The following is a 13,987-nucleotide window of genomic DNA, read 5'->3' as shown; positions in this document are numbered from 1 at the left end:
TACCTCAGGCCAGTTCGCTGTCGTGCCAGCCGCGCAGGCACCAGCGGGTGAGAAGGGACATCAGCGCCCAAAGGGCGAGCCCCGTGCAGGTAATCAGAAAAAGAGCGGCAAACATCAGCGGTAAGTTGAGCTGAAACCCTGCCTGTAAGATTTGCCAGGCGAGCCCCGCGCCGCTGCCGCCGGTTCCCGCCACAAACTCAGCCACCACCGCACCAATCAGCGCCAGGCCGCAGGAAATACGCAGCCCGCTGAAGAAGTAAGGCAGCGCATTGGGCACGCGCAGGCGCATCAGAATCTGCCAGCGGCTGGCGTGGTTGATGTGAAACAGATTCAGCAGGCCGGGGCTGACGCTGCGCAGGCCGAGCGTGGTGTTGGTGAGCACAGGAAATACCGCGACCAGCATCGCGCAGACGACCAGTGCCAGGGTGGTGTTGTGGATCCAGACGATCACCAGCGGGGCGATGGCCACCACCGGCGTCACCTGAAACAGGATGGCCCACGGCATCAGGCAGGACTCGACGATACGGCTCTGGACGCAGAGAAACGCAATCAGCGTGCCGATGGTTACCGCCAGCACGAACGCCAGCAGAGTCACCTTCAGGGTCGTCAGCAGGCTTGCCAGCAGCGCCGTGTGCTGGGCGTAAAGCGTCAGGGCTATATCGCTGGGTTTTGGCACCAGGTAGACCGGCACGCCAAGCTGGCGTAAGCCAATTTCCCAGAAAAGCAGCAGAGCGATGGCGACCATTAGCGGCCAGAGCAGGCGCTGCACCTGCGGATACTGAATCAGGGGCTTAATCATGTGTGCCTCCGCTGGCCTGTTCGAGCAGAGTGGACAGCTCCGCCACCTGACGGATAAACGTCGGCGTGGTGCGGAAGCTGGCGTCGCGCTCTTTCGGGCCGTCAATCTGAATGTCGGCGATTACGCGTCCAGGGCGTGCGCCCATAACGATCACTCGCGATGAAAGCCAGACCGCTTCGTAGATGCTGTGCGTGACGAACAGCACTGTCAGATTACGTCTGGCCCACAGGGCACGAATGTCGGCATCGAGCTTATGGCGGGTAAATTCATCCAGCGCGCCGAAAGGCTCGTCCATCAGCAGCAGATCAGGCTCGATCACCAGCGCGCGGGCGAGGGCGGCGCGCATCTGCATTCCGCCGGAGAGCTCACGCGGCCTTGCGTGAAGGAAGTTTTCCAGGCCCACCGCCAACAGCGCCTGCATCACCTGCGGCGTACTGACGTTTTTGCTCACGCCCGCCAGGCTCAGCGGTAGCCGGACGTTCTCCTCAATGGTTGCCCACGGCATCAGCGTGGCTTCCTGAAACACCATCGCCATTTTGCAGGATTGGGCCAGCGCAGGCTGCCCGTTCCAGCGCAACATACCGGCGCTCGGTGGCTCCAACCCGGCGAACATTTTCAGCAGCGTGCTTTTGCCGCAGCCGGACGGGCCGAGCAGCGAAACCAGCTCTCCACGGCCCACGTTCAGGTTCAGACGCTCCAGCGCGACGGTGCCGTTGGGCCACACCTTTTCCACACCGCGCGCCATCAGGAAGCGCGAATCAGCGGGGTCCGGCATCGCGCCTGGCGGTTCAAATGACAGCACATGACTCATAGCGGCTCCTTACATCGCGGCCTGCGGGTAAAACTGAGTGGTGTAAGCGGCTTTGTAGTCCGTCGCCTTGTCCAGCAGTCCGGCGTTAACCATAAAGTCACGCGTGGCCTGCCAGCGCTTGTCCGTCATGACGCCAAGCCCTTTGTTGGCCGCGTCGCCACCGTCTATCAGGCGCAGTGTTTTCATCTGTGCCACGCCGAATGCCAGCACGGCATCGGTCATCTGCGGGTTCTCTTTTTTGATGAGCTGATTGCCAAGCGTCGGATCCGCCAGATAGGCTTTCCAGCCCTCCATTGACGCCTCCACAAAGCGCTTCATGACGTCCGGTTTTTCGGCAAGCAGGGTGTTGCGGGTGACCAGAATGCCGCCATAGGCCGGGTAACCGTGTTCGGCGAACAGCCAGAATTTGCTGTCAGGCTGGGCCGCTTTGGCCTGCTGCACTTCGGAGGTGGCGTACGCCTGTTGCGCCGTGTTGCCGTCAGCAAGGAACGGCTGCATGTTGAACGTGTAAGGGCGGACCTGGCTGTCCTCGAGGTGATACTGGTTTTTCAGCCACGGCCACCAGCTGGCCTGGCCGCTCGCCGACACCAGCACGGTTTTACCTTTCAGATCGTTGAGTGAGTTGACGTTAGCGTGGGTGAGGATCCCCTGAGGATCGAACTGGAACGGGGCGGCAATCGCCTTCAGCGGGAAGTGCTGTTCGATGCCTTTCAGCACCTGCAGGTCGTAGCTGACGATGACGTCGGCGCGGTTCGCCAGCAGCAGGGTCATGTTATTGAGCTGCGGCCCACCGGCGCGGACGTCGACATCCAGCCCGTACTTTTTATAGATCCCAGCCGCAACGGCCTGGTAATACCCTCCCTGTTCGGCCTGCGCCACCCAGGTGGTTTGCAGCACGATCTTATCTTCAGCGTGGGCAAGGGCGGTTGCGCCCAGCAGGACACTCAGCGTAATCAAACGAACGGACGACATTGACATAAAAGACCCCCAAATCGAAACGTGAACACGGTCTGTCATCAGGGGTAAGCGAGTCTCACGGCGCAAAGCACCGCCCCCTGACGAGGTACAGCCGTAGCTGCAGAGCAATGTCCCGCGTGGTGAAACCTCGTCACGCTGACCGCTTATACTCTGCGGGTGATAAAGCAAAGGGCGTGCCAGACGCAGGAGATTGAACAAAAAGCGTGTCGTTTCGCCGTCTGTGGAAGCGTAGGCGTCTGAAACAAGCGTTTCAGTTAGAAATTTGTTGCACAAAGGTGAAGCAAAAAGGGTTGATTCGCACTGATTCAGGGCAACGGGTGTGTAGTGCAAACGGCAATCTGTTGATTTATCGAATGATATGAGGATGGCACGCCGCTTGCTTCACTTCTCCCTGAGTAGAAGCTGTCAGCCGGAAAGCCTCCGGTGGGTCATTGCTCCCTTGTCGACAGGACAAGGCCATGGCCTGCCCGGAACCCGGCCCAGGCCCCCGTGACTGCAATGAACGAGGTCCACTTATGAACAGCTTTGCTCTGCATGAACTTTCCAAAGAAGCCCTGATGGGCGCGAGAGGCGAAGAAACCGCCCGCGACGTTCGTATTATCGATCTGAGCGATTTTGAGACGCGAAAAGAAGAGATCGCCGATGCGCTGTGGCAGGCTTCAGTGGAGATTGGTTTCTTTCAGGTGTCCGGGCACGGTATTCCACTCGACGATATCAATGCCGCCTTCTCCCGCGCCGAACAGTTCTTTGCGCTACCGGAAGCCGTAAAAGGGCAGTTCCCCCTCAATCGCAACGCAGGCTGGGAATACCGCGCGCAAATTCGACCCTCAACGGGTAAACCCGATCAGAAAGAGTCCTATCAGGTGACGCGCCCACGGATGACCGATTTGTGGCCCGATGACGCCACGCTCCCCGGTTTTCGCGAAGCGGTGCTGACGTTCGAGCGTCAGTGCTGGGAGGTGGGCATGAAGCTGCTCTCCTGCTTTGCGCTGAAAATGGGCTTTCCTGACGACTTCTTCACCCAGGCGCACGATCCTTCGCAAGAAACCTACCAGAGCACGCTGCGCATGCTGCACTATTTTGCGCTGACGGGTGAGCCTGACGGCCCGTGGCGCGCAGGTGCGCACACCGATTTCGACTGCCTGACGCTGCTGTTCCAGCAGGCGGGCCAGGGCGGGTTACAGGTGTGCCCCGGCAAAGAGATGGAGAGTCAGAGCTGGACCTCTATTGAGCCGCTGGAGGGGCTTATCACCTGCAACATCGGCGATATGCTGATGCGCTGGAGTGATGACAAACTGCCGTCCAACTTCCATCGCGTTCGCAGCCCGCTGCCGGGGGAATCGGTCAGCGATCGCTACAGCCTGGCGTTTTTCTGTCAGGCCAACGAGGATGTGGTGATTGAAGGGCCGGAGAAAAAGTATCCGCCGATCACCGCCAAAGCCTATCTGGCTCAGCGGATTAGCGCCAACTTCTCCGGCAAATACTGATCACTCTGCCGCTTTAATCATTCGGCCGCTGGTGACGAAGGTCCCGGCGCCGAGATGATGCAGGGTGTTGCGGCGGTCGCCGTTAAACTGCCAGCGCCCTTCGATAAAGGCCTGCTCATCGGCTGAGGCTGCCACCACTTCGCCAAACAGGGTGTCATATTTTTCCTGTGCGGCGGTGGCGGGCAGTAGCTTGCACTCCATCCACGCCAGACATTTTTCCTCTACAACCGGCAGACCCAGCGCAGGCCCGCGTACCACCGGAATACCGTAACAGTTGAACTTATCTTCATCGCGCCCGCTGACGCTGCCGACGGCATACGTCCAGTTGGCGGCATCCACGCCCGGAATAACGATCCCAAACTTGCCGCTTCGCTCGATAAGCTCGCGCGACCAGGCGCTTTTATCCACCACGATCGCAATGCGCGGCGGCTCGAATTCCACGGGCATGGACCACGCCGCCGCCATGATATTTCGGCGATCGATGCTTTCGTCGTAGCTGGTGATTAATACTGTCGGGCCGTGATTGAGCAGGCGGCTGGCATGTCTGAGTTCCACGGGGCGAAAACGGCTCATAGCAATTCTCCTGACGGTTTGCTGCATTTAAGCGGGTTCCGTGTGCGGAAAACAGGGGTCGCGCACAAACGGAAAAAATGACCGCACAAAATCGCCTGTGTGGCGAAAAAAATACGTTATAAACACACTATATCTCAAGCACGGAGGCCGTATGAGCCCATTTTTAACTGCGTATTTTACTCGTCTCAACTGGAATGATGTCGCCGGGGTCAATATTGAGACGCTTCGCGCGCTGCATTTGCGCCATAACTGCACCATCCCGTTTGAAAACCTGGACGTGCTGCTGCCGCGTGAAATCCAGCTCGACGATCAGTCGCTGGAAGACAAACTCATAGCGGCCCGACGTGGTGGTTACTGCTTTGAGCAAAATGGCTTGTTTGAGCGTGCGCTGCGAGAAATAGGCTTTAACGTGCGTAGCGTGCTTGGCCGCGTAATTTTGTCGAATCCACCGCAGTTACCGGCGCGCACGCACAGGTTACTGGTTGTGGAACTGGCGGGAGAGCGCTGGATTGCTGACGTGGGTTTTGGCGGCCAAACGCTGACGGCGCCGATTCGCTTACAGGCCGACAAAGAACAAACCACGCCGCACGGCGTGTACCGCCTGCTGAATGAGGGAAACGACTGGACCTTACAGTTCCGCCATCACGACCGCTGGCAGTCGATGTACGTGTTCGACATGGTGCCGCAGTATTTTTCTGATTTTGTCGCCGGTAACTTCTGGTCAGCGCACTGGCCGCAGTCGCATTTCCGCCATCACCTGCTGATGTGCCGCCATTTACCCGACGGCGGCAAGCTGACGCTGACTAATTTCCATTTCACCCATCAGGAAAACGGCCACACCGTAGAGCAAATTAATTTGCCTGACGTGGAGAGCCTCTATCTGCTGCTGCAGGACAAATTCGGCCAGGGCGTGGATGACCCGAAAAACGGCTTTTCGCTGGCGGATCTCGCGGCAGTGATGGCGGCGTTTGATACGCATCCGGAGGCGGGGAAGTAATTAATGCCCGGTGGCGCAAGCTTATCGGGCCTACAAATGCAATGGTTTTGTAGGCCTGATAAGCGAAGCGCCATCAGACAAAAAACTAACGACGCGATCTCACCACCTGATAGCGACGAGTGAAGTACTCAATTGGCGCGCTCCAGACGTGGACCAGACGGGTGAACGGGAACAGCAGGAAAATGGTCATGCCAAGTGCCAGATGGATGCGGAAGATAAAGGCGACGCCGTCCAGATGTGCAGATGCGCCGCCGTGGAAGGTGACCACCGCCTGCGCCCAGCCCACCAGTTTCATCATTTCGCTACCGTCCGGATGCTGGGCGGAGAACGGAATGGTCGACAGCCCCAGGATGCACTGAATCAGCAGAATCGACAGGATCAGAATGTCTGCCGTTGTCGACGTCGCGCGAACGCGTGGGTTGAACAGTCGACGGATAAGCAACCCTGCGCCGCCAACCAGCGTCATCAGCCCACATACGCCGCCGAGGATCATCGCCATTTGTTGCTTCACGCTGATTGGCAGGAAGGATTCATACATCCAGTGCGGCGTCAGCATGCCGAAGGCGTGGCCGAAAAAGACTCCAAGAATACCGACGTGGAACAAGTTCGACCACAGTACCATTCCGCGTTTGTCGAGCATCTGGCTGGAGCCTGCCCGCCAGGTGTACTGGCCGTAGTCGTAGCGTAGCCAGCTGCCAATGATAAACACCGACCCGCAGATATAGGGATAAATATCGTAAAAGAAGACGTTCAGATACTGGCTCATTTCGGGCCTCCGGCGCGGACGTCGACGTACTGCGGCGCAACGTCCTGACTAAAACGTTTCTGATAGCTTTGCAGCTGGGAGCTGTCGCAGGCGGTGGCATTGTCTTCAATAAACTTCACCTGTTCTTCCTCCCACACCGCATCCAGCGCCTGACGGGTGTCGTCGCGCACTTCGGTTTTCACTTGTGGAGTGACGCTGTCACTTCTTAACGGGCTGTTGGCGATTCTGAGCAGGGCGTCAAACAGCTGATAATACTCCGACTGCCTCTCCTTCAGCCTGCCGCCGAGCAGCGCCAGGATCGGCGCGACGTTATGCAGGCCTTCCCGCGCTTCCTCGGGCGTTTGCATGCTGAGAAATTCGAGATAAAGCGGCAGATAGTCCGGCAGTTCGCGGCAGTCGAGCTGCAAACCTGCCTGTTCGTACTGCGCCATTAAATCCACCATCGCCTGGCCGCGATCGCGGGATTCGCCGTGCACGTGCTCAAACAGCAGCAGCGACATTGCGCTGCCGCGTTCAAACAGGTCGCACCAGGCTTCCTGCCTGTCGAGCAGCGGGGCGCTCAGGTAGTCATTCACCCAGGGCGCGAGCGCTGGCATCTCCTGCGTAGCCAGCGCCTGAGCTTCGTCGCGGCTCTCCCACAGTGTCGCGTCGGGGTACTCCATCAGCAGCGCGATAAGCTTGAGGATCGGCATTATTCTCCCTCCCCATGGCGGCGCACGCCGGAGACGTCGATGGCGTCGATGCGCTTGCTGTTGAAGAGGTTGAATTTGGTGTCGGAGCCGTGGCAGCCGTCGCCGAAGGTAAAGCCGCAGCCGTTTTTCTCCGGGAAGGCATCGGCGGCCATTTCGCGGTGGCTGGTCGGGATCACGAAGCGGTCTTCATAGTTGGCGATGGCGAGATAGCGATACATCTCTTCCACCTGTTCAACGCTGAGGCCCACTTCTTCGATGGCGCGGGTGTCGGTCACGCCTTCGACGGTCTGCGAACGTTTGTAGTGGCGCATCGCCATCATGCGTTTCAGCGCGCGCAGCACCGGGCCGGTGTCGCCCGCCGCCAGCATGTTCGCCAGATACTGTACCGGAATGCGCAGGTTCTCGACGGAGGGCAGCACGCCGTCGGACATTGGCAGGCCGCCTGCATCAGCGTAGGACTGAATTGGCGACAGCGGCGGCACGTACCAGACCATCGGCAGGGTGCGATATTCCGGGTGCAGCGGCAGGGCGAGCTTCCAGTCCATCGCCATTTTGTACACCGGCGACTGCTGCGCGGCCTCAATCACGTTCGCGGGAATACCTTGTTTAAGGGCTTCCTCAATCACGTTCGGGTCATGCGGGTTGAGGAACACGTCACATTGACGCTCGTAGAGATCGGTCACGTGCTCGGTGCTGGCGGCTTCTTCGATGCGGTCTGCGTCGTAAAGCAGTACGCCGAGGTAGCGGATGCGGCCGACGCAGGTTTCCGAACAGACGGTCGGCTGGCCGGACTCAATGCGCGGGTAGCAGAAAATGCATTTTTCCGACTTGCCGCTCTTCCAGTTGAAGTAGATTTTTTTGTACGGACAGCCGCTGATGCACATGCGCCAGCCGCGGCATTTGTCCTGATCGATAAGCACAATGCCGTCTTCTTCACGCTTATAAATCGCCCCGCTCGGGCAGGTTGCCACGCAGCTTGGGTTCAGGCAGTGCTCGCACAGGCGCGGCAGGTACATCATGAAGGTGTTTTCGAACTGGCCGTACATCTCCTTCTGGATTTTTTCGAAGTTCTGGTCTTTGGCGCGTTTTTCAAATTCGCCGCCGAGCAGTTCCTCCCAGTTTGGGCCCCATTCGATTTTGTTCATGCGCTGGCCGCTGATAAGCGAACGCGGGCGGGCGGTGGGCAGGTGCTTGCCTTCCGGCGCGCCTTGCAAATCCTGATAGTCGTAGGTGAAGGGTTCGTAGTAGTCGTCAATGGACGGCAATACCGGGTTAGCGAAGATTTTCGTTATTACGCCTAATCTCCCGCCAAGGCGCGGCGTGAGTTTGCCGCTGATGCCCCTGATCCAGCCGCCTTCCCATTGCCCCTGATCTTCCCAGTTTTTTGGATAGCCGATGCCGGGCTTGGTTTCCACGTTGTTGAACCAGGCGTACTCCATGCCTTCGCGTCCGGTCCAGACGTTTTTACAGGTCACCGAGCAGGTGTGACAGCCAATGCATTTGTCGAGATTGAGTACCATGCCAACCTGAGAACGGATTTTCATTTTTTCGCCTCCTGGACCTGATCGTTGCCTTCGTCATCCAGCCAGTTAATGTTTTTCATTTTGCGGATCATGATGAATTCGTCGCGGTTGGAGCCGACGGTGCCGTAATAGTTGAAGCTCCACGCCAGCTGGGCGTAGCCGCCAATCATGTGCGTGGGTTTCGGGCAGATGCGGGTGACGGAGTTGTGAATACCGCCGCGTCGTCCGGTCACTTCTGAGCCTGGAATATTCATGATGCGCTCCTGAGCGTGGTACATCATGGTCATGCCAGGCGGAATGCGCTGGCTGACCACCGCACGGGCGGTGAGCGCACCGTTGGCGTTGAAGGCTTCGATCCAGTCGTTGTCGGCGATGCCCAACTCCTTAGCATCGGTTTCGCTAAGCCAGACAATCGGCCCGCCTCGCGAGAGCGTCAGCATCAGCAGGTTTTCGCTGTAGGTGGAGTGAATGCCCCATTTCTGATGCGGCGTGAGGAAGTTCAGCGCCTTTTCCGGGAAGCCATTCGGTGGGATCTCTTTCATCTGGCTGACGCTGCGGGTGTCAATCGGTGGGCGATAGGCAACCAGACTTTCGCCAAACGCGCGCATCCACAGGTGATCCTGATAAAGCTGCTGGCGGCCGGAAAGGGTGCGCCAGGGGATCAGCTCGTGAACGTTGGTGTAGCCTGCATTGTAGGAAACATGCTCACTCTCCAGCCCGGACCAGGTGGGGCTGGAGATGATTTTGCGCGGCTGGGCGACGATATCGCGGAAGCGGATTTTTTCGTCTTCCTTGTTCAACGCCAGGTGCGCGTGCTCGCGGCCGGTGATTTTGCCGAGCGCCTCCCAGGCTTTCACCGCCACCTGACCGTTGGTTTCCGGGGCGAGGGCGAGGATCACTTCAGAGGCATCAATCGCCGTTTCAATGCGCGGACGGCCTTTCGCCGGGCCATCGAGCTTGACGTAATTGAGCTTGCCGAGGAAATCGACTTCGCTTTCCGTTTTCCACGAAATGCCTTTCCCGCCGTTGCCGAGTTTGTCCATCAGCGGCCCGAGGGAGGTGAAGCGTTCGTAGGTTGCCGGGTAATCACGCTCGACGACAGCAATCGAAGGCCCGGTTTTTCCAGGCACATACTCGCATTCGCCTTTGCGCCAGTCGGCAACCTCAAACGGCTGCGACAGCTCTGCCGGAGAGTCGTGCATCAGCGGCTGCAATACCACATCGGTTTCGGTGCCGAGATGCCCAACGCAGACCTCCGAGAAGACTTTGGCTATGCCTTTGTAGATATCCCAGTCGCTTTTCGCCTCCCAGGCTGGATCCACGGCGGCGGAGAGCGGGTGAATAAACGGATGCATATCCGAGGTATTCATGTCGTCTTTTTCATACCAGGTGGCGGTCGGCAGAATGATGTCTGAGAACAGGCAGGTGCTGGACATACGGAAATCGAGCGTCACCAGCAGGTCGAGCTTGCCCTCAATCGCCGCCGTCTGCCATTCCACTTCCTCCGGCTTCACGTCGTCGCTTTCGCCCAGCGCATCGCCCTGAATGCCGCTTTCGGTGCCGAGCAGATACTTCAGCAGATATTCGTGGCCTTTGCCCGACGAACCCAGCAGGTTGGAGCGCCAGACAAACAGGTTGCGAGGGTGGTTTTTGCCGTTGTCGGGCTGTTCGCAGGCCATGCGGATATCGCCGGACTTCAGCGCCTGAGCGGTGTATTCCGCAGGGGTTACGCCTGCGGCGTCAGCCATCTCCTTGATCGACAACGGATTGAGATTGAGCTGCGGCGCAGACGGCAGCCAGCCCATGCGTTCGGCGCGGACGTTGAAGTCGATCAGATGGCCGGTGAATTTACTGGCATCTGCCAGCGGGGAGAGCAGCTCCTGGGCGGTGAGTTTTTCATAGCGCCACTGGCTGGAATGATTGTAGAAGTACGAGGTGCTGTTCATCTGGCGCGGCGGGCGGTTCCAGTCCAGCGCGAAGGCCAGCGGCAGCCAGCCGGTTTGCGGCCGCAGTTTTTCCTGCCCGACGTAGTGCGCCCAGCCGCCGCCGCTCTGGCCTACGCAGCCGCAGAAGATCAGCATGTTGATCATCCCACGGTAGTTCATGTCCATGTGATACCAGTGGTTGACGCCCGCGCCGAGAATGATCATTGAGCGGCCATGAGTCTTGTGTGCCGTATCGGCAAACTCACGGGCGATTTGCGCAATGTCATGCTGGCGCACGCCGGTAATTTGTTCAGCCCAGGCAGGCGTGTAGGCTTTAATTTCGCTGTAGTCTTTTGCCGCCAGCGGGTCGTCCAGCCCGCGATCCAGGCCGTAGTTGGCAAGGATCAGATCATAGACGCTGACCACCAGGCCTGCGGTGCCATCAGCCATCGTGAGCTGCTTCACCGGCAGCTGGCGCACAAGAATCGGATCCTGCTTGACGCTGCGGAAGTGCGGATTTTCATTGCCGCCGAAATAGGAGAAGGCCACGCCGACGACGCTGTCGTGATTGCCGAGCATCGACAGCTGCAACTCCGTTTCGCTGCCTGCCGCCAGGGATTCGAGGTTCCATTTGCCTTGCTCGCCCCAGCGGAATCCAATCGCGCCATTCGGCACCACCAGGTCGCCTGCGGTGTTGATGGCGACGGTTTTCCACTGCGGGTTGTTGCTTTCCCCAAGGTTATCGACCAGATCGGAAGCGCGCAGCATGCGGCCCGGCACGTAGCTGCCGTCTTCACGCGCGTCGAGCTGCACCAGCATCGGCATATCGGTGTAGCGGCGGCAATAGTTGATGAAGTAGTCGCTTGGGTTATCGAGATGGAACTCACGCAGCATGACGTGGCCCATCGCCATCGCCAGGGCGCTGTCGGTGCCTTGCTTAGGGGCCAGCCACTGATCGCTGAGCTTCGCCACTTCCGAAAAGTCTGGCGTGATGGCGATGGTTTTGGTGCCTTTGTAGCGCACTTCAGTGAAGAAGTGGGCGTCGGGGGTGCGCGTTTGTGGCACGTTAGAACCCCAGGCGATGATGTACGAAGAGTTGTACCAGTCGGCCGATTCCGGCACGTCGGTCTGCTCGCCCCAGGTCATTGGCGACGCTGGCGGTAAATCGCAATACCAGTCATAGAAGCTGAGGCAGGTGCCGCCCAGCAGCGAGAGATACCGGGTGCCCGCGGCGTATGAAACCATCGACATCGCCGGGATCGGCGAGAAGCCCGCCACGCGATCCGGGCCGTAGTGTTTAATCGTCCAGACGTTCGCCGCGGCGATAAGCTGATTCAGCTCCTTCCAGTTCGAGCGAACAAAGCCGCCGTGCCCGCGCGCCTGCTTGTACTGCTGGCATTTTGCCGGGTCGTGCATGATGGCATTCCAGGCGCTGACCGGGTCGGTGTGCTGCTCCAGCGCCTCGCGCCAGATAGCGATCAGGCTCTTGCGGATCATCGGGTACTTCAGGCGGTTGGCGCTGTAAAGGTACCAGGAGTAGCTGGCCCCGCGCGGGCAGCCGCGAGGTTCATGGTTCGGCAGGTCAGGGCGGGTGCGCGGATAGTCGGTTTGCTGAGTTTCCCATGTCACCAGACCGTTCTTGACGTAGATTTTCCAGCTGCACGACCCGGTGCAGTTCACGCCGTGGGTGGAGCGTACAATTTTGTCGAACTGCCAGCGCTGGCGGTAGCTGTCTTCCCACTCGCGGTTATTGTTATAGACCTGGCCGTGGCCGTTGGCGAAGCTGTCGCCTTTCTGCTTAAAGTAGCGAAAACGATCGAGTAGTTTGCTCATGACAATGCTCCATGTTGCAGACGCCAGGCCACGCGCTGTTTGCCCGGCCTACAGCGTTCTGTAGGCCCGGTAAGCAGGTCGCCACCGGGCAAAGTTCAGGCATCAGGCGATTTTGCGACGACCATAGACCAGCCAGGTCACCATCACGCAAACGATGTAGAACACCAGGAAGATCTTCATTGCGCCGACCGGCGAGCCGGTCATGGCAAGCGAGGTGCCGAAGGCTTTCGGGATGAAGAAGCCGCCGACGGCACCGATGGCTGAGATGAAGCCCAGGGCGGCGGCGGTGTCAGTCACCGCTTCCTGCTGGGCCTGCTCGTCGCTGCCGCCTTTGGCTTTCACCCGATCGATAGTGATGCGGCGGAAGATCACCGCAATCATCTGGAAGGTGGAACCGCTGCCGAGTCCGGCGGTCAGGAACAGGCCCATAAAGACCAGGAAGAAGGTAGTGAAGTTACCCGGGGAGTTACCGCCAGGCAGGGTGAAGAAGATCAGGGCGCTGAAAATGGCCATAAAGACGAAGTTAATCAGCGTGACGCGCACGCCGCCAAACTTGTCGGAAATGAAGCCGCCAACGGAACGCGCCAGCGCCCCGAGGAACGGCCCGAAGAACGCCAGTTTGAGGATGTTCACATCCGGGAACTGGGTTTTCGCGAGCATCGCAAAACCAGCCGAAAAACCGATAAACGAGCCGAAAGTTGCCAGATAGAGCAGGGCCAGGATCCAGGTATGCATACGGGCCAGCACCGGAAGCTGTTCCGCAACGGAGGCCTTAGAGCTGGCAATGTCGTTCATGCCAAACCAGGCGGCAATCGTTGCTATCAGCAGCAGAGGGGCCCAAATCCATGCGGCGTTGGTCAGCCACATAGTTGAGCCATCGGCCTGCGCCACGCCCTGTACGCCGAGGAAGGTGTAAATCGGCATGAAAATGACGAGAGGGGCAACGAGCTGCATCACGCTGACGCCGAGGTTACCGAGCCCGCCGTTAATGCCGAGCGCGCTGCCCTGTTTCGCTTTCGGGAAGAAGAAGCTGATATTGCCCATGCTCGAGGCGAAATTCGCTCCGGCAAATCCGCACAGCAGTGCAATAGTAATAAATACCCAGTACGGGGTAGCGGTATTCTGAATGGCAATTCCGAGCCAGATGCAGGGAATAATCAGAATAACGGTGCTTAATACCGTCCAGTAGCGGCCGCCAAATATAGGCACCATAAAGGAGTAGGGCACGCGTAATATTGCGCCGGAAAGGGAAGGCAGGGCGGTTAATAAAAAAAGCTGATCGGTGGTGAAATTAAATCCGACCTTATTGAGATTGACGGTGACGGCGCTAAACAGCATCCAGACGCAGAAGGCCAGCAGCAGGCAGGCCACGGAGATCCAGAGATTTCGCCGCGCAATGCCCTTGCCTTTATTTTCCCAGAACTGCGGGTTCTCAGGCTTCCAGTTATTTAAAAGATAATGATTATTTTTCTCATCTTGTTGTGACATATTGCCCTCGTTCGCGCCAGTTCGTGATGAAAATAAGCAACAGAAGACCGACGGAACAAAAGGTTCCGCGAAAAGATAAGGAATTTTTAGGGTTATGTGAAAGAGGATAGATAAA

11 protein-coding genes are annotated in these 13,987 nt (G+C 58.5%); 2 read left to right on the top strand and 9 right to left on the bottom strand.

What is annotated here, in order from left to right; translation table 11 throughout:
• Positions 1 to 4 precede the first annotated feature (4 nt).
• Genes CRO87_RS00235 through CRO87_RS00225 form a run of 3 tightly spaced genes read right to left on the bottom strand, consistent with a single transcriptional unit; the run spans position 5 to position 2,582 of the window.
• Positions 5 to 799, bottom strand: a complete 795-nt coding sequence (locus CRO87_RS00235) for an ABC transporter permease (protein ID WP_097160917.1) — start codon at positions 797 to 799, stop codon at positions 5 to 7.
• The gene (locus CRO87_RS00230; RefSeq protein WP_097160916.1) at positions 792 to 1,610 is read right to left on the bottom strand and encodes an ABC transporter ATP-binding protein; all 819 of its coding nucleotides are present in this window, start codon (positions 1,608 to 1,610) and stop codon (positions 792 to 794) included. Before CRO87_RS00230 ends, CRO87_RS00235 begins: the two co-directional genes overlap by 8 nt.
• Before the next feature lie 9 nt (positions 1,611 to 1,619).
• Entirely contained in the window at positions 1,620 to 2,582 is a 963-nt protein-coding gene (locus CRO87_RS00225) for an ABC transporter substrate-binding protein (RefSeq protein WP_255252470.1), read from the bottom strand.
• Between the two features lie 521 nt (positions 2,583 to 3,103).
• Between CRO87_RS00225 and CRO87_RS00220 the strand changes: the two genes are divergently transcribed.
• Positions 3,104 to 4,075, top strand: coding sequence for an isopenicillin N synthase family oxygenase (locus tag CRO87_RS00220; RefSeq protein WP_097160914.1), 972 nt, complete (start codon positions 3,104 to 3,106; stop codon positions 4,073 to 4,075).
• On the opposite strand, the gene CRO87_RS00215 is transcribed toward CRO87_RS00220, so the two are convergent.
• On the bottom strand, positions 4,076 to 4,648 hold the full coding sequence (locus CRO87_RS00215) for a flavin reductase family protein (protein WP_097160913.1): 573 nt from the start codon (positions 4,646 to 4,648) through the stop codon (positions 4,076 to 4,078). It abuts the gene before it with no gap.
• A 151-nt stretch (positions 4,649 to 4,799) separates the two neighbouring features.
• Here CRO87_RS00215 and nhoA point away from each other — a divergent pair, with 151 nt between their 5' ends.
• On the top strand, positions 4,800 to 5,645 hold the full coding sequence (gene nhoA, locus CRO87_RS00210) for an N-hydroxyarylamine O-acetyltransferase (protein ID WP_097160912.1): 846 nt from the start codon (positions 4,800 to 4,802) through the stop codon (positions 5,643 to 5,645).
• An 85-nt stretch (positions 5,646 to 5,730) separates the two neighbouring features.
• Here the strand turns inward: nhoA and narI are convergent, their stop codons facing one another.
• The 5 genes from narI to CRO87_RS00185 all read right to left on the bottom strand — a co-directional run bounded on the left by narI (position 5,731) and on the right by CRO87_RS00185 (position 13,872).
• Positions 5,731 to 6,411 carry a respiratory nitrate reductase subunit gamma gene (gene narI, locus CRO87_RS00205; protein WP_097160911.1) on the bottom strand — a complete coding sequence of 227 codons (681 nt, stop codon included), beginning with the start codon at positions 6,409 to 6,411 and terminating at the stop codon, positions 5,731 to 5,733.
• Positions 6,408 to 7,103, bottom strand: coding sequence for a nitrate reductase molybdenum cofactor assembly chaperone (narW, locus tag CRO87_RS00200; protein ID WP_097160910.1), 696 nt, complete (start codon positions 7,101 to 7,103; stop codon positions 6,408 to 6,410). Before narW ends, narI begins: the two co-directional genes overlap by 4 nt.
• Positions 7,103 to 8,647, bottom strand: coding sequence for a nitrate reductase subunit beta (gene narH / locus CRO87_RS00195; RefSeq protein WP_097160909.1), 1,545 nt, complete (start codon positions 8,645 to 8,647; stop codon positions 7,103 to 7,105). The genes narW and narH overlap by 1 nt, the downstream gene beginning before the upstream one ends.
• Positions 8,644 to 12,384, bottom strand: a complete 3,741-nt coding sequence (locus tag CRO87_RS00190; RefSeq protein WP_097160908.1) for a nitrate reductase subunit alpha — start codon at positions 12,382 to 12,384, stop codon at positions 8,644 to 8,646. The genes narH and CRO87_RS00190 overlap by 4 nt, the downstream gene beginning before the upstream one ends.
• Before the next feature lie 102 nt (positions 12,385 to 12,486).
• Complete coding sequence (locus CRO87_RS00185; protein ID WP_097160907.1) at positions 12,487 to 13,872, bottom strand: NarK family nitrate/nitrite MFS transporter; 1,386 nt, start codon at positions 13,870 to 13,872, stop codon at positions 12,487 to 12,489.
• Between the last annotated feature and the right edge of the window lie 115 nt (positions 13,873 to 13,987).

It is taken from the genome of Enterobacter sp. CC120223-11 (assembly GCF_900215375.1).
Classification (GTDB): domain Bacteria; phylum Pseudomonadota; class Gammaproteobacteria; order Enterobacterales; family Enterobacteriaceae; genus Scandinavium.
Note: the sequence above shows the minus strand (reverse complement) of the source record. Positions and strands in the feature narration are given on the sequence as shown.